At 61.5% G+C, this 15,801-nt stretch carries 15 protein-coding genes; 4 read left to right on the top strand and 11 right to left on the bottom strand.

What is annotated here, in order from left to right:
* The first annotated feature begins 943 nt into the window (after positions 1-943).
* On the top strand, positions 944-1,861 hold the full coding sequence (locus FJ978_RS32180; RefSeq protein ID WP_140576842.1) for an NADP-dependent oxidoreductase: 918 nt from the start codon (positions 944-946) through the stop codon (positions 1,859-1,861).
* On the opposite strand, the gene FJ978_RS32175 is transcribed toward FJ978_RS32180, so the two are convergent.
* Positions 1,842-2,222: a hypothetical protein gene (locus tag FJ978_RS32175; protein ID WP_140576840.1), complete on the bottom strand. Its 381-nt coding sequence runs from the start codon at positions 2,220-2,222 to the stop codon at positions 1,842-1,844. The two genes, FJ978_RS32180 and FJ978_RS32175, sit on opposite strands and share 20 nt — an antisense overlap.
* A gap of 482 nt (positions 2,223-2,704) precedes the next feature.
* Entirely contained in the window at positions 2,705-3,466 is a 762-nt protein-coding gene (locus FJ978_RS32170) for an SDR family oxidoreductase (protein WP_140576839.1), read from the bottom strand.
* 101 nt (positions 3,467-3,567) lie between these two features.
* Between FJ978_RS32170 and FJ978_RS32165 the strand changes: the two genes are divergently transcribed.
* The gene (locus FJ978_RS32165; RefSeq protein ID WP_140576837.1) at positions 3,568-4,851 is read left to right on the top strand and encodes an aspartate aminotransferase family protein; all 1,284 of its coding nucleotides are present in this window, start codon (positions 3,568-3,570) and stop codon (positions 4,849-4,851) included.
* Positions 4,852-4,968: 117 nt separating this feature from the next.
* On the top strand, positions 4,969-5,979 hold the full coding sequence (locus tag FJ978_RS32160) for a phosphotransferase enzyme family protein (RefSeq protein WP_013894130.1): 1,011 nt from the start codon (positions 4,969-4,971) through the stop codon (positions 5,977-5,979).
* Between the two features lie 81 nt (positions 5,980-6,060).
* Here the strand turns inward: FJ978_RS32160 and fabG are convergent, their stop codons facing one another.
* The 5 genes from fabG to FJ978_RS32135 form a co-directional block, all read right to left on the bottom strand.
* Positions 6,061-6,825 (bottom strand): 3-oxoacyl-ACP reductase FabG, encoded by a 765-nt coding sequence (fabG, locus tag FJ978_RS32155; protein WP_013894131.1) that lies wholly within the window; start codon positions 6,823-6,825, stop codon positions 6,061-6,063.
* An 81-nt stretch (positions 6,826-6,906) separates the two neighbouring features.
* Complete coding sequence (locus FJ978_RS32150) at positions 6,907-8,433, bottom strand: APC family permease (protein WP_013894132.1); 1,527 nt, start codon at positions 8,431-8,433, stop codon at positions 6,907-6,909.
* Between the two features lie 97 nt (positions 8,434-8,530).
* Positions 8,531-9,229, bottom strand: a complete 699-nt coding sequence (locus tag FJ978_RS32145; RefSeq protein ID WP_140576836.1) for a cysteine hydrolase family protein — start codon at positions 9,227-9,229, stop codon at positions 8,531-8,533.
* Between the two features lie 9 nt (positions 9,230-9,238).
* Positions 9,239-9,658: a diol dehydratase small subunit gene (locus FJ978_RS32140; protein WP_140576834.1), complete on the bottom strand. Its 420-nt coding sequence runs from the start codon at positions 9,656-9,658 to the stop codon at positions 9,239-9,241.
* On the bottom strand, positions 9,655-11,925 hold the full coding sequence (locus tag FJ978_RS32135; RefSeq protein WP_140576833.1) for a propanediol/glycerol family dehydratase large subunit: 2,271 nt from the start codon (positions 11,923-11,925) through the stop codon (positions 9,655-9,657). The genes FJ978_RS32140 and FJ978_RS32135 overlap by 4 nt, the downstream gene beginning before the upstream one ends.
* Positions 11,926-12,152: 227 nt before the next feature.
* Here FJ978_RS32135 and FJ978_RS32130 point away from each other — a divergent pair, with 227 nt between their 5' ends.
* Positions 12,153-12,581, top strand: a complete 429-nt coding sequence (locus tag FJ978_RS32130; RefSeq protein WP_013894136.1) for a hypothetical protein — start codon at positions 12,153-12,155, stop codon at positions 12,579-12,581.
* A 60-nt stretch (positions 12,582-12,641) separates the two neighbouring features.
* On the opposite strand, the gene FJ978_RS32940 is transcribed toward FJ978_RS32130, so the two are convergent.
* The 4 genes from FJ978_RS32940 to FJ978_RS32115 form a co-directional block, all read right to left on the bottom strand.
* Positions 12,642-12,803 carry a hypothetical protein gene (locus tag FJ978_RS32940; protein ID WP_181176904.1) on the bottom strand — a complete coding sequence of 54 codons (162 nt, stop codon included), beginning with the start codon at positions 12,801-12,803 and terminating at the stop codon, positions 12,642-12,644.
* 97 nt (positions 12,804-12,900) lie between these two features.
* Positions 12,901-13,371 (bottom strand): YbhB/YbcL family Raf kinase inhibitor-like protein, encoded by a 471-nt coding sequence (locus FJ978_RS32125; protein WP_140576831.1) that lies wholly within the window; start codon positions 13,369-13,371, stop codon positions 12,901-12,903.
* A gap of 42 nt (positions 13,372-13,413) precedes the next feature.
* A complete protein-coding gene (locus tag FJ978_RS32120; RefSeq protein ID WP_013894139.1) occupies positions 13,414-13,620 on the bottom strand; it encodes a hypothetical protein in 207 nt (68 codons plus the stop codon).
* Positions 13,621-13,711: 91 nt separating this feature from the next.
* On the bottom strand, positions 13,712-15,703 hold the full coding sequence (locus FJ978_RS32115; RefSeq protein WP_140576830.1) for a protein-L-isoaspartate(D-aspartate) O-methyltransferase: 1,992 nt from the start codon (positions 15,701-15,703) through the stop codon (positions 13,712-13,714).
* Positions 15,704-15,801: the final 98 nt, after the last annotated feature.

Genomic DNA, 15,801 nt, shown 5'->3' with positions numbered 1-15,801 from the left:
GGACATATCGTCGAAGCTGCGCCGCGCGCGAGGCGCACATCTCGACGTCAGATGCGCGCTAATGCTGGGTAGCGCAACGCCCCCCGAAGCCGGTGTCATCGGTTTCCTGAAATTGCCAAATCGCGGCGGGAACTAACGCTCAGCCGAAGTGCTCGGTCATAAGAGCCACTGAACCAGGCAAGCTGTGTGTCAGGTGCGCTTGCATCAACCGGTCCTAGTGGCGCAGAGTATGGTTCGCTTGCTGACGACGAGCTGCCCCCAAAGTCGTGGGACGAGGCTTCTCCCCAACAATCTTATGATCGACGCCAATCGCCTTGACCGTGGGGGAAATCCATTACCGTAATGCTGACGATGCCAGGCATTTGATGGGCAGCACAAAATGTATGTGCCTTCAGGAACGAAGTTTTCACGCTAGACAAACAGATGCACGTTTTTTGAGCAAGCGCAAATTGCAAGCTGTGTTGGCAGTTTGCGATTCGGCCGAGTATGCCGACAAAAATGCCTGCGATCTGACGCGAGACCGACGATATGACGCAATGTGCAGGTCGCGTTGATTTCCTGTAGAAACGGTGACCCTGACAGACTGATATAATCGTTGCTTCTCAATCGGTTATACGGCGGCTCGCCGAAGTTGATTCAAGAAGCTGATCCAACCGCATTATCTACAACCGAATGGCAGCAATGCGCCTGATGTCGGTCGAGTCACCTCAGCGATCCTGAAAGCGGTCGATCCGTTGAGCGGCGCCCTGCCGACTCCCGGTCGTTCCGATACGAGACGAAACGACGGGACGTCGATATCCGACTGCTGGGCGGAGTGTGACAAAGGCCTGGATCGGTGGGCGCTCGACTGGCTCACTCCAGGGCGCGGTCGCAGCGTGAAGCTCGAAAGACCTGCCACGCCCGCTAACTACCCCCACTCACAATGTCTGAGGAGACAATTCCCATGAAAGCGATCGTAGTGACGGACCAGGCTGCTGGAGAGGCCGGGATGAAACTGGTGCAGCGGCCCGAGCCGCGGGCGGCAATAAACGATGTCCTCGTGCAGGTTCATGCAGCGGGATTTGTCAACACCGAACTGGAGTGGCGTTCGACCTGGGCCGATCGAGCCTTTCGTGACCGGACGCCATCGATCCTCGGCCATGAGTTGGCCGGCGTGGTCACTGCGCTCGGCTACGGCACGACGGGGCTTTCAATCGGCCAGCGCGTGTTCGGCCTCGCCGACTGGCATCGCGATGGCACGCTAGCCGAGCATGTCGCCATGGAAGCACGCAATCTCGCCCCACTACCCGGCGACGTCGACTTCACCGTCGGTGCGAGCCTGCCGATCTCCGGCCTGACCGCGTGGCAGGGCCTGTTCCAGCACGGTCGCCTTCAGGCGGGTCAAAGTGTGCTTGCGCATGGTGCGGCCGGTGCCGTCGGTTCGATGGTGACGCAGCTTGCAAGGGAGGCCGGGGCTTACGTCATCGGCACCGGACGCACGGCAGATCGCCAGAAGGCGCTCGACTTCGGCGCAAATGAATTCGTCGATCTTGAGAACGACGCTCTGGAAGATGTCGGCGGCGTCGATCTGGTGTTCGATGTCATTGGCGGCGACATTCAGAAGCGGTCTGCAGCCCTGATCCGGGCCGGAGGCACGCTGGTGACCGTCATAGGGCCGGCCGGTGCAACTCCCGTCAATGGTATGGCGATTGACTTCGTCGTAGATACCGATCGCGCCCAGCTAAGCGAGATAGTTCACCGGGTGCGGGACGGAAGATTGCGGACGAACATTGGCATAGTCGCGACCCTCGACGATGCCGTTGCAACCTTCAATTCGAAAGAGCGACATTCGGGGAAGACGATCATCCGCGTTCGGCCGTGAGGCCATGCCCCGGTGTCAAATCCGATTGCCCTCCCAACTTGGGTTTCCTGTGTGAAATGGCGACGACTGTGCCGGCCGCGGCCTCGATCGCAAACGCGACGTAGGGGTTCACTGGCGGTTTGTAGCCGCCGATGCGGACGGTTTCCAAAGTCGGGTTATCGATTTTCCAAGGCGGCGTTTTTGACGCAGATTGGCCGGCTTCGATTTTTGCCCAATAGCCCGGGCCTGGGACGGGGATCTGATACCGAGCACAAATCTTCGCCAGTCCACGGTCCGAAATGTCGAACCGCTTAGCGAGCGTGAGGATGGGGGTCGACCAAACTAGGTCATACAATTCTTGGCGGGTGAAGGTGTGCTGCATTCTAGTTGTATGCGGATTTGGCGGAGGGAGACAACCCAGTCGCTGCGCCTCTCAAAGTCAAGCACGTAGTGCATTTCTGGGCTCGGGCGCGCACGTCGATCCCTGTTAGGGCATTTCCATTTCCCTGTTAGGTCGAATAGGGAATTCTCTGCGAAGACGTTGAAAGTGCGCTGTGATTTCAGGCCGGAATTGGCTCCAAAACCGAAAACCGCCGAAAATTCGCTGTTTTTCGACGCCTAACAGGGAAATTCAGGCAGAGACTGGTTCGCGACCGACTGACAGCACCACCATTATCATTCTCCCCATCGCCACACCTTGTTGGCCTGTCGCCATCTTTTTTGGGCGAAATCGGGTGGTTTGGCGTGAAGTTTGCAGGCCCACTGTCCCAGGCGAGATCATGCAAGAGATATGGGCTGGCAGATCATCCGCCAACATTGATTTTGTCTAGAAAGTGCTGCCTGGACAATCTCCCGAGCCCATGCCTAGATCACCGTCTCTCCGCCATCGATAACCAGAATCTGGCCCGTCATGTACGAGGACCGGTCGGACACAAGAAACAGCACTGCCTCCGCGATTTCCTCGACGCTTGCCCAACGGCCAAGCGGCACTTTTTCGCGGATGTAGGCTTCAATGGCTTCCCGTCCTCCCATCTGTGCGATGAAGGGGCCGTTGAAGGGTGTATCCACCCAACCGGGGCAAAGTGCGTTGACGCGAATGCCGAAGCGGCCATAGTCGCCCGCCATCTGCTTCGTCATCGCGATCACCGCATGCTTGGTCGTCGTATAGGCGATCATCTCGCGGTCGTAGAGCACGCCGGAGCTCGACGACGTGTTGAGGATGACCCCGCGACCCGCCTTTTTCATGAAGGGCATGACGATGCGGGCACCGAGGAAGTGAGCCCGCACGTTGAGCGTCCAGGACGTGTCGAAGCCTTTGACGCTCACACCGAGCACGTCACCCTCTACCTGTACGCCGGCGTGATTGTGCAGGATGTCGATCCCGCCTTGTGTGTCGATGAAATCGCGGAAACCGGCTTCAAGCGCCTGATCGTCGGTCAGGTCGAACACAAGCGCTTTCGCCCGGCCACCAGCAGCAACAATCTGGTCGACGGTCGCGTTCGCGCCGTCTGCGCTGCGGTCCGTCACGCCGACCACCGCACCCTCGCGCGCGATGATCAGCGCTGCCGCCCTGCCGATGCCCGATCCTGCCCCGGTGACGATTGCGGTCCTGTTCTTCAGGATCATCTTTCAGTCCCCTTTCTCCCCGGCCCGTAATCCTGCATCATCCGGCGGACGAGCCCCCCAAGCTTGGGTGCGCGCCGACCAACCTCTGGGGAAAAACAGGCATGTACGACTTCGGCCCCTTCAAGTTCGAGTCGAAGCAGGATTTTTTCGACAAGGCAATCCGTTTCTGGAATCCCGACAAGACCAGGTTCTGGCAGAAAGCCGGGATCGATCTGGTGATCGGCAGGCGGGAAGGCTATTTCCTCTACGACATGTCGGGCCGCCGCCTGATCGACCTGCACCTCAATGGCGGCACCTACAATCTCGGTCACCGCAATCCGGAACTGGTCGAGACGTTGAAGAGCGCGCTCGATTATTTCGATATCGGCAACCACTGGTTTCCCTCCGTGGCGCGGACGGCGCTGGCCGAATCCCTGGTCAATGTCTCACCGGGAATGAAATATGCGATCTTCGCGCCAGGCGGCGCGGAGGCGGTGGACATCGCCATCAAGAGCGCTCGCTATGCCACCAAGCGGCGCAAGATGGTGTCGATCATCAAGGGTTATCACGGGCATTCGGGACTCGCGGTGGCGACCGGCGACGATCGCTTCACCAAGATCTTTCTTTCCGACCAGCCGGAGACGTTCATCCAGGTTCCCTTCAACGATATCGACGCCATGGAGCAGGCGCTGAAGGGCGAAGACGTCGCGGCGCTGATCATGGAGACGATCCCCGCTACTTATGGCTTCCCGATGCCGAAGGACGGCTATCTCGGCGCCTGCAAGGCGCTGTGCGAAAAGCATGGCGTGATGTACATCGCCGACGAGGTCCAGACCGGCCTGATGCGGACCGGCAGCATGTGGGGCTGGCAGGCCTATGGCGTCCAGCCGGATATCATGGTGACGGCAAAGGGCCTGTCCGGCGGCCTCTATCCGATCAGCGCGACGCTGGTGAACGACAGGGCCGGTGGCTGGCTCAACGAGGACGGGGCGGCCCACATCTCGACCACCGGCGGGGCGGAACTCGGCTGTGTCGTTGCTCACAAGGTCATCGAGATGCTGCAGCGGCCTGAACTGGTCGCCAATGTCGGCACCGTGACCGAGTTCATGGCGCAGGCCATGCGTGAGATGCAGGCTCGTCACGGCGATATCTTCACCGGGGTGCGCCAGAAAGGCGTGATCCTCGGCCTGGAGTTCAGCAATCATCCGGAAGGCGCCGTGTTCGTCTCGCGTGCACTCTATGAGCAGGGCGTCTGGGCGATTTTCTCGTCGCTCGACAAGCGGGTGCTGCAATGGAAGCCCGGCGTTCTTCTGGATTCCGAAACCTGCCGGGACATCATGGATCGTTTCGATGCCGCGATGCCACGCGCCCGCGAGCTGCTGCATCAGGCAGGCAAGGCGAGTTGACATGCCCCGGACCTGGTTGAAACTGCCAGGCATCGAGTGCGGGCTGGCCACTGGACTTGCCGGGATAGCCCAGGGTCGGGCAGGGGACGATGGTGTAATGATCGGGCAGGACGGACAATGACGGATTTCGATGCGCTCACTCACGACCAGCAACTCGGCATCCTGCAGGAGACGGCGGAGGCGGCCACCGCCAACTACGACTTGCCGGCGGATGTCTCCGTCGAGATGATCAACCTGTCGGAGAACGCGACTTACAAGATTGCAGCTCGCGACGGCCGGCGCTGGGCGCTTCGCATCCATCGCGACGGCTACCATTCAAGAACGGCCATCCAATCCGAACTGGCCTGGCTTACGGATCTGCGCCAGACCGGGATCGTCCCCACACCCGTTCCGGTCGCGGGCAAGGACGGCGACCAAATCCAGCTTGTCGGCCATGCCGGATTGGCGCGACCGCGCAATGTCGTGTTGTCGCAATGGGAGACCGGTGCGGAGCCGGGCATAGGCGAGGCGCTTGGCGAGCCGTTCGAGGTGCTGGGCGAGGTGACGGCCCGCATGCACATCCATGCCCGGCAGTGGCGGCGCCCTTCCTGGTTCAGCCGCCACGTGTGGGATTTCGAGACAAGCCTCGGTGAGGAAAGACCCCATTGGGGGCGCTGGCGCGACGGCATGGGCGTCGACGCCGCGAAAGCCAAACTCTTTGGCCGTGCCGCGGAGCTGATCGGCCGCAGGCTCGATGCCTTCGGCAAGGGCCAAGACCGCTTCGGCCTCATTCATTGCGACCTGCGGCTCGCCAACCTTTTGATCGACGGCAAGACGGTCAAGGTCATCGACTTCGACGACTGCGGCTTCGGCTGGTTTATGTACGACGCCGCTACGCCCATCTCTTTCTACGAGCACGAGCCGCAGACAGCCGATCTGATCCAATCGTGGACGACCGGCTATCGCCGCGTGCTTGACCTGCCCAAGGCGGACGAGGACGAGATCCCGACCTTCGTGATGCTGCGCCGCCTGTTGCTGGTTGCCTGGATCGGCTCGCACGCTGAAACGGACCTCGCCAGGTCGATGGGCCTGCCATACACCGAGGGAACGGAGGGGCTGTGCGAAGCCTATCTGAGCAAGTTCTCCTAGAGTGATTCAGGAAAAATATCAGCGCTTTTGCTTGGGAATGGCATCAAAACAAGGAGATAGAGCGGTTCGCGATGAACAGCTTTATGCCAGGGCCTCCAGGCTCTCCGGCAGGATCTGGCCGCCATCGACGATGATCGTCTGTCCCGTCACGTATGCGGCTTCCTTCGACGCAAAGTAGAGTGCGGCGTAGCCGATGTCCTCCACGGTTCCGAGCCGCTTGAGCGGGACAGAGGCGGCCATGGTCTTCTGGTAGTCCTCGCCCAGGCCGGCAAGGCCCTCGGTGATGATGTTGCCCGGCATGACGGCGTTGACGGTGATGCCGTATTTCGCCAGCTCGATGCAGGCGGTGCGCATGAAGCCGAGTTGCCCGGCCTTGGTGGCGCCATAGTGCGACCAGCCGGGAAAACCGGTGACCGGGCCGGTGATCGATGACGTCAGCACGACCCGGCCCTGGTCGGATTTCTTGAGATAGGCAACCGCCGCCTTGACCGCGTGGAAGGTGCCTTTGAGGTTGGTGTCGACGACCTCGTCCCATTGTTCCGAAGTCATCTCCTCTAGCCGGGCCTGCGGGAAAATTCCGGCATTGGCGCACAACACGTCGATGCCCCCGTTTCTCGCGGCCGCTGTCGCAAAGGCGCTCTCGATGCTGGCAAGCGACGTGACGTCGCCAACCACGCCGAAGGCACCGTGGCCGATCTCGGCGGCAGCTGCTTCGGCCTGGTCGAGATGGCGCGCGATGATGGCGACCTTGGCGCCAGATAGCGCAAACACTCGCGCTATGCCCTTGCCGATGCCTTTCGATCCGCCGGTGACAACGACGGATCGACCCTTCAAAGATTGGGTCATGATCTGAAGCTCCAAAATGAGACGGGGACAGGGTGATGCCCCGTCCCCGTTGCCGAAAAGATGCCAGGGCGGCGTCCGCCCCTAGCCCTCGTTCACCATGTGACCGATGTTCTCGTACGCCTTGGGGTTGGCGGATTTCAGCACGAAGCCCCAGATCAGGCCGACGATAAGGATCGCAAGCCCGACATAGGGGATGCTCCTGGCGAAGCCATTGGTGCCGCCGAGCGTCGCGAGATTGGCCACCAGCGTGTAGACGAGGAGCAACTGGACAACCAGCGAGATCAACGGCGCGATGACTGTGGTCAGCAGGCTGCCGCCGCCGTTCTTCTTGAACCACATGTAGATCGCCAGCGAGACTACGGCCTGCAGCACCAGCAGCAGTCCGGTACCCAGCACCGCGAACAGCGTATAGACGCCAAGCCAGGCCTGTCCCGACGGATCGTCGAAGCCGTAGGCCAGACCGTAGAGCAGTACCCATATCGCCGCCAGCACCGACTGCAGCGCCGAGGCCTTGTGCGGGCTCTTGTGGTGGTCATGCGTCTCCGCGATCACCTGCGGCAGGACGCCTTCGCGCGCCAGCGAGTACAGATAGCGGGAAGCGGTGTTGTGGAAGGCCATGCCGCAAGCGAAGGAACTGGTCAGGATGAGCAGCGACATCAGCTGGTAGCCCCAGCCGCCGACATAATTCTGAACCGGTGTCAGGAAGAAGTTCACGCCATCGGAGAAGGCCTTGGCCACCATGTCGGCCTCGGTGGGATAGGCCGCCACCGCGCACCAGCTGACGAAGGTGTAGAACAGGCCAAGGCCAATCACCGAAATCAACAGCGACTGTGGAATGATGCGCTTGGGATCACGGGATTCCTCGGCATAGTTCGGCGCCATCTCGAAGCCGACCCACGACCAGAATGCCATGAAGATACCGACGGCGGCCTCGCCAGCGGGTATGGCCACATCACCGACTTTCTGCTCGGCGACAGGCGTGAACACCTTGAACACATTTAGTGAATCGCCGGAAAAATTCGTCGGGCCATGAGCGAAAAGCACGCCCAGCGAGAAGATCACCAGCATGATCACTTCAAGAATGAGTGCGATCCCGAGCAGCCTTGCCGACACTTTCACGTCGCGATAGGCAAGCGCCGCGATGACCACGATCATGGCGAGCGCCAGCACGATCCACGGCACGTTGATGCCGAAATGCTGGGAAAGCCAAAGATTGCCGAAAAATGCAAACAAACCAGTGAGAGAGGCTTCGAACAGTGAGTAGCAGGCGAGCGAGCCAAAGCCGGCCGACATGCCGACCTCGCGGCCGAGCCCCTGGCTGATGAAGGAATAGAAGCCGCCGACGGACGAGACGCGCGATGCCATCGCGGCATAGCCGACCGAGAAGATGGTCAGCACGATCGTTGCCATCAGGAAGGCGGCCGGCGTGTATTTGCCGATGCCGTAACCTGCCGCGAACGGCACATTGCCCAGCATCGCCGACATTGGCGCCGCGCCGGTGACGGCCAGAAAGAGCACTCCCGCGAGCCCCACGGCCTTGGAGTGCAAAAGATTGATGCTGTTACTCTTCGAGACGTCGATCGTCCCGCGTGCAGTTTCTATGGCCATGAAGCCCTCTCCATTCGTGACAGCTGTGTCTGGTCCCCGCACGGAGCGGCCGATGTGTCCCAGCCTGCGCGTGCAGCGTGACACTACGGACGCAGCGTCACTTTGCCAAGGCCGTGATTTTGCATAGCTCGCCGCTCGACATGACGTGGCAGTAGATCATGTTGATGATTTCGAGCTCCTTGCGATGGAGCTCCTCGGTCGCCGCCGCGCAGCAATCCTCGAGCACGATGACGGCATAGCTTTCGTCCGCCAGGCTGCGCACCGTCGAAGACACGCACTGGTCCGTGAAGATGCCGCAGCAGATGACATTCCTGATGCCGAGATTGTGCAGGATCAGGCGCAGATTTGTTCCTGTCAGCGCGGAATCGGTGGTCTTGGTCACCACGATTTCGTCGCCGACCGGCTGAAGCTCGGCAACCAGCTGCGACGGCGCGTCGTTCTTTGGCAGCAGCAAATTGTTCCAGCCCGGCATTTTCTGGGAGAGCGAACGGTCGCGGCCGTCCTTGGTGTGGCTGGCGATACGGGCAAAAAGGCATTCAATGCCATTTTGCCGTGCCAGATCGAGCAGTCTTGCCGTGTTCGGTATGACCGTGCCGTGCATGCGCTCGTGGAACGGCGTCCACAGATCGTAGCGATGCTGTTCTTCTGGCGTGAGCGACGCGCGATCCGGCCGTTCCAGGTATGTGTTCTGAACGTCGATGACCAGGATGGCGGTTTGCGCCGGCACCAGCACCGGATCATCCGGCTCGGGTGCACCGAGGTAGTAGAGCGAACGGAATCCGGTTTTCCAGCTCATGCGGTCCTTTCAGAAGCGGAACGTGAAAAGGCCGCGCGCCGCATAGGTCTCGGCGGCTTCTTCGATGAAACGGGCGATGCGTTCGGCATGGTAGGTATCGCGCATCGTGGCGGCGGCCTCGAGCAATTCTTCCTTGGACCTGGCACGGCCGGGGCGCAGCAGTTCGTATACCTGCATGATAAAATCCTGCGGCACCTCGACGAGCTCCGCCCCGCGCTCGAAGTTGAGGGCCAGTGTCGGCCGTCCGACATCGCGCGCCACATCGGCTTGGGCCTGCAGCGCTTGCGGCGTGATGCGAAGGTCTTCCATCGTCACCTCGCCGGCAAGCACCGCATCCAGCGTTATCTGTGAAAGCGCCTTGCCGTGCTTGCCGGTCACCTCTCCGGGCTGTGTTTCGGCAAGTGGATAGTCGGCGCGGGTATGGGTCATGATTTCGCTCCCATCAGCGTGACATCGACCTCTTCGGGAGCCGCACCAGCCTCGGTCAGCCCGGTTTCGATGGCATAGATGAGGGCGACACGGGCGTGGTAGCGCGAACCCATGGCCTCGCCCCGCTGCGGCACGACGATGGGCTCCGGCATTTCGCCCAGTGCATAGGCCGCCGCGTTGGCACCCAACGCGCGATAATGTTCGAGCCTGGTGATCGGCGCATTGGAAAACAGTTCGAGGTTGTTGTGCGGCTGGCGGTCGCGCTGATGGATGACCGCCGTGCCCTTGGCCTGGATGCCGATGCCGATGCCGCTGCCGGCAAGCCGAGCGGCGGACAGGCCGAGGAAGGAGGTATCGGCAGTGTGGCGGAAGCGAACGACGCGCGCCTTGAGCCCGCGCCCGCGAATTGCATCCAGCATGGCGCCAAGGACCTCGGAAAGCCGATGCCCGGCCGTCGTCCGGTAAAGCTTCAGCCCAAAGGCCGGGCTGATGCCGATGACGACGTCGTCCTTCGCCGATCCGTTGGCCGCCGGCCCAACGTTGCGATAGCGGATATGTCTCGCCTCGTCTTTCTCGTGCAGCGCTTCCGAGCGCAACACTTCCTTCTGGTCCAGCACATCGCGAATGTCGTTGAGCTGCAGCCGCCGTTCTTCAGACACGCGATAGCCGGAGCCTGGACCGAGATAGTCGTTCGGGTCGTTGACCGCGCTGACGATGCGCCCATTGCGGATCATGGCCGAGGTCTGCAGATAGTCGCCGGAAAGGCGCAGCTTCACCACGTTCAGCAGGTTCTCGGCCTCTTCGCGGAAACCCCGGTTGGCCAGCACCTTGACCACATCGATCACGGTGACGCCGCGCTCCTTGATGGCCTCGCTGATGAAGCTCACGTCGCGCGGCATCAGGCTGCGCGTATCGTCGGAGCCGGAGGCGTAGACCACACTGGTCTTCATATCCTCGGTCGGCGTCGACAGGCCGAGTTCCTCGAACACTGCGGCGATCGCCTCCACCGCCCGCTCGCGCAACTCGATCGCGCGTGACTCGGGCAGTGGCGTCAATCCGCCATCGGCCTCGAAATCGCGCTGCAGCACCAGATAGTCTTCCAACTCCTCGCCGTTGATCAGCGACGGGTTGAATGAATTGTCGTATTTCAGGATCGATCCCATCCCCGAGCAGATCAGGTCCGAGCCGGCGATCAGGTAGGGAAGGATCTTGGCGCCGACGCGAATCTCCGATTCGGTGGAGCGCGCGTCATTGCCGGATGCGCATTCGAGATCGAGCCAGACGGCGATGAGATTCTCTGCCATCAGTTCGCGGACGCCACCAGGTATGGTGGCGGTCAAAGGCGCCCCGTCGATGCCGCCATTTTGCGTACCCTGCACCCCCATGCCGCGCTGCAGGCAGAGACAGCGTGCCTCCAGGTAAAGCAGCGACTTTGCCTCATGGAAGCCCATCAGCAATTCGGAGCCGGCACCCGACGTGCAGCGCATCTTCACGCCGCGCGATGCATAGGCGGCGGCGAGAAATGCCTTGGACCACGGCGTGTCGTCGCCATCGGTGAACGATTTTTCGGTACCGTAGACGGAAACCGTTTCGGCATAGGACGTAAAGCCGGCCATGGCGATGCGCAGCTCCTCCGCCTCCTCGCTGGAGCACTGGAACAGCGTCCCCCAGCGGCCGACGGCGCCGCCCACCGCACACGCCACCGCATTGGACCAGGCGTTGCGCGACACGCGCATCGTGGTCTCGATCTCGTCGAAGCCGAAGGCGACGGCGGTCGCCGCATCGGCGGCGAGCTGCAGCGGGTCGTCCTTGGCGTTGGTCACATGCGCCTGGTTACCCGGCGTCTTGCGTGCCCGCATCTTGGAATAGGCGAAGGCGATCTCCAACGCGTTGAGCTGCGACACGACCTCGGCGAGTTTGGCCGGTGTCATACCGTGCGCGAGCCGCACCAGTGTTTCGCGCGGCACATTCATGTCGACCAGCCAGCGTGCGACGGTCGCCGAGTCCAGCGCCATCGCTTCAGGCGCCACCTCCGGGTCGATGTGATGGCGGGCTATGAAGCGGTCGATCATGTCGTAGTCGTGCTCGAGCACGCCATCGAGGGACACGACGCGCCCGCCCTTGATGCCGATGCCGGGTTTGGGATCGGCCGGGCTGGAGAAGGCGGAGAAGCCATTGGCGGGGTCTTCCGCCGCGAACTTGTCCAGCCGCAACGGCCGCTCGTCCCAGTCGGCGAAGCGCTTCCAACGGTTCAGTTTCGGCGTCATGCATGTGTTCCTTGCCCCAACGGAAAGACTATTGAATGCCCGCTCGTCGCACAATGGCCCGGATCGAACAGCCCTGGACCCCCTGGCCGATGCTATCGACCCGCGCCATTGAACGCTTTCTGGCCATTGACGATCCCGACCGCTTCGACCTTCCGCTCTTGTCGAGGCATCACAGCGCGATAATTCTCCTGAAGGCGTGGGCTGTTCACTCTCGATAGGAGTCGGCCATGAAACATCAGACACTCGACCAACTGCATGCCGTCGCCAAGATTGAATCCTCGGCTGCATATTCCGCAATGACACGAAATCAGCGCATAGAGCGCTGGGCTGAACTGCTGGAGCGTAATCCCGAGCGATGCCTTGGCGCGTTTGCAGGCACCGAACATCTTCACCCTGGAGCACGTGCGACGATGCGGGGCGAGGGATCGGCAATTTCGGTTGCCTTCGAAGATCCGGTGCTGCGTGCGTCGGGTTTGAAAGACGATACGTATGGTGAGGCAAAGCGCTTTTTCGAGCTGAACGACTGGCAGCTGCACGACATCGTCTGCGATTGCCACGTCGGCTCAACCATGAAAGCGCGTTGGGCCGCCAGCCGGGTCCGCTCAGCGATTAGCGGCAGGTTCTTTACGTGGTTGAGGCAGAGGATAATGCGCTGACCGGAGGCGAGGATCGTCGCCTGGTTGAGACGATATAAGGTCTTCGTTACCCGACGCGGATCAACCCTTGTCCTCATGATACAGCCGGTCGGTCGCCCGGTCGCTTTCCCTGCGTTCGGCGGGGCCAGGACGGCGACGCGTCGCAATAACATAGGCCATCAATATGAGCAGCAACAATGGCCCACCGGCGACGACAAGCAACCACATGACACTTTCAAACATGGCACATCTCCTTTCCCAGACAATCGGCAAGGAGAAGAACCGTTCCGCTCATGACGACATGGGTGACGCGATGGGATTCGTTTGACCGGCGCTCGAACTACCGGCTGCGTTCGTATGTTCCGACAAGTTCGGCTTGCTCAAGCGCGTGTTTTTGCGCCTCCTGCCAGATCCGTTCGACGCCCGCGCTCGCCGGGATGGCAAGGCTCGGCGTGTCGAGCGCAGCCAGCCGGAAATGGTAGTGATGGACGCCATGCCCGACGGGTGGTTGAGGGCCATCATAATAGGCGTTGCCGAAATCGTTCGTGGCTTGCCTGAGGGCCTGCGGACCCGGCTTGCCGCTTTCCGCCTCGGGAAGTTCGCGGGTGTCCGGGGAGATATTGAACACTGCCCAATGGCCGAACATGCCGCTTGGGGCATCAGGATCCTGGACGACGAGAACGAGGCTCTTCGTCTTGGCCGGCACACCACCCCACTTCAGCGGCGGAGACAGGTTCTTGCCGTCCCGGGTGTATTTTTCGGGAATCTGTCGGCCTTCCGCAAAGGCGGTACTGCTGAGTGTGAGGGGCATGGTTCACTCCTACGGCGACAGTTGATCGCGTGCATCGGCACGCTATTTGTTGGTCCGCATCTTCTGTCTCGGGTTGATCCCGCCGGCGGCATTGGTGTCGTTTTCGACGTCGCCTTCAACCGTGTTCTCGCCTTCAAGCTCGAACTCTTCGCCTTCCTTGATCGTTCCCTTCGAGGTGCCGATACCAGGGTTGTTCGCCAGGTCGGCATCGCTCGGTTTCTTCCACTTTGGATGCTTGGTTCCGGTCATCAGAAAACTCCTTCGAAGAGGCTTTCGGTTTCAAAACCGCAAGCCGGATGAATTGTTCCGGCCTCTTTCATGGGCTCGCCGTTCGCCTCGGCTAAAGCCCGAACGGATAGGTGTCGGGAACACCGGCTCCTGCGTGTTCCGGGCCAAGCGGCGTCACCGCCGCGGTTTTGTCGAACCACACGAACGCGTCGAATTGCCGGGGCAAGGAGACGTCGGCATAGTGGCTGCGCAACTCGGTTTCCGGCCGGTAGATCACACCAATGAAGCGCTCCAGCCTGCGTTCCAGCAGGCGCTCGCGCAGCACCTCGTCGCGCCTCAAGTCGAGCAGGAAACGCGGCACGCGGCTATCGTGGCAAAGCCGCTCGTAGCTGTCGGGGTGGGAGGCGCGAACCTGCTTCACCTCCATCTCCCCATCCCAGTCGCTGGCGGCAGCCACGGTGCCGGAATGGGTGCCAAGGCCGATCAGCGCGGCCTCATCGCCGAAACGCTGCCGGCAGAGCTGGCCGATATTCAGTTCGTCCCTGACGACACCCATCTCGGTGTAGCGGGCATCTCCGATGTGCGAATTATGCGCCCACACGATGGCCTTGGAGCTCGGGCCACCAGCCTCCAGCAGATGTTCCAGCGTGTCGAACATATGGGTGTCGCGCAGGTTCCAGGATTCAGCGCCGCCATAGTACATGATCCGGTAATACCGCTCGGCGGCGGCAATCAGCCGGGCATTCTGGCTGGCGTCGAGGAAATCCACACCGTCCTGCCTTGCATATTCGAGTTGTCTGGCGAGCAGGTCCCGGCATTGCTCAAGCACCGCTTTCTCGCATTTTTGATAGCCGGCGGTGAGCACCGCGCGGCCGTAGGTGGATGGCTCGTTCTGCCAAGGTGTCAGGCAGCCATAGCGCTCGCGCGCGACCTTCGCCGCCTGCGGGTCGACCCGGTCGAGATAGTCGAGAACCGCGGCGATGGACCCGCTCATATTGTAGATGTCGAGGCCGTAGAACCCCGCTTGCCCGGATGGCTCAAGCTTCTCGTTGTGGTGTCGCATCCACTCGATGAAGGCCGCAAAATCGGTGTTGCGCCACATCCATGTCGGAAACCGCTGAAATGGCGCAATGGCGCCGGCTCGCGGCTGACGACGGCGAACGTAGCGGTCGATCGCGGCGGCATCGGGCCAATCCGCCTCGACCGCGACAATGGTGAAACCGTGCCGTTCGACGAGCCTGCGGGTGATCGCCGCGCGCGCCTTGTAGAATTCGGACGTGCCATGGCTTGCCTCGCCAAGCAGGACGACGCGCCGGTCGGCAAACCGATCGAACAATTCGCCAAACGTGGGGTCGTCGAAATCCGGAAGCGGTTCAGCCGCCCTCGCGATCATATCGGGCAGGCTGACGGGAGGCGGATGCCGGAGCGGCCGATCGACCTCGGCCAGCTTGTCGCCCTCCGGCCAACCTTGTTCGCCGATGAGCGGGACGAACCGCACACCGCCGTAATCCTTTTCGCTGTAGGTCGAAGCGCCTGTGCGTGTGACCTTTAGCAGACGCTGCAAATCCGGATCGTCGCCGACTGGAACGACAAGGACGCCTCCGACGTCGAGTTGTTCCTGAAGAGCCAGCGGCGCACCCGGTCCGCTGGCCGCCACCACGATGGCATCGAATGGTGCCGCCTCCGGCCAGCCCTTGGTGCCGTCGCCTGTGCGGACCTCGATGTTGCGATAGCCCAGCTTTTCAAAACGTTGTTTTGCCGACTTGGCCAAACCGGGATGACGCTCGATCGTGTAGACATGTTCGACGATCCGGCTCATCACGGCGGCTGCGTAGCCCGAACCGGTACCAACTTCGAGCACGTGATCACCGGCTTTGACATCCGCCATCTCGATCATGAGTGCAACGATATAAGGTTGGGATATCGTCTGTCCGTCCGCGATCGGCAGCGGTCCGTCTTCATAAGCGAACTCTTCGAAGCCAGGATCGACGAAAGCCTCGCGCGGAACTTCGCGCATGGCTTGCAGAATCTCGCGATTGCGGATGCCACGCCGGCCGACATGTACTTTGACCATTCGATCGCGGGCACGGGAGAGATCGAGCATTTCCAGCTCCCTTTGGTGGCCGCCCTTTGGTGATCGCTTGTCCGTGACGCCTCGGGGACATGCTTCGCGGCACCTTGGTCAGCCATTGCCTTGAGCTC

The organism is Mesorhizobium sp. B1-1-7 (assembly GCF_006442705.1).
Lineage (GTDB): Bacteria > Pseudomonadota > Alphaproteobacteria > Rhizobiales > Rhizobiaceae > Mesorhizobium > Mesorhizobium opportunistum.
The sequence above is the reverse complement of the archived record's forward strand: the minus strand, read 5'-3'. Positions and strand labels throughout refer to the sequence as shown.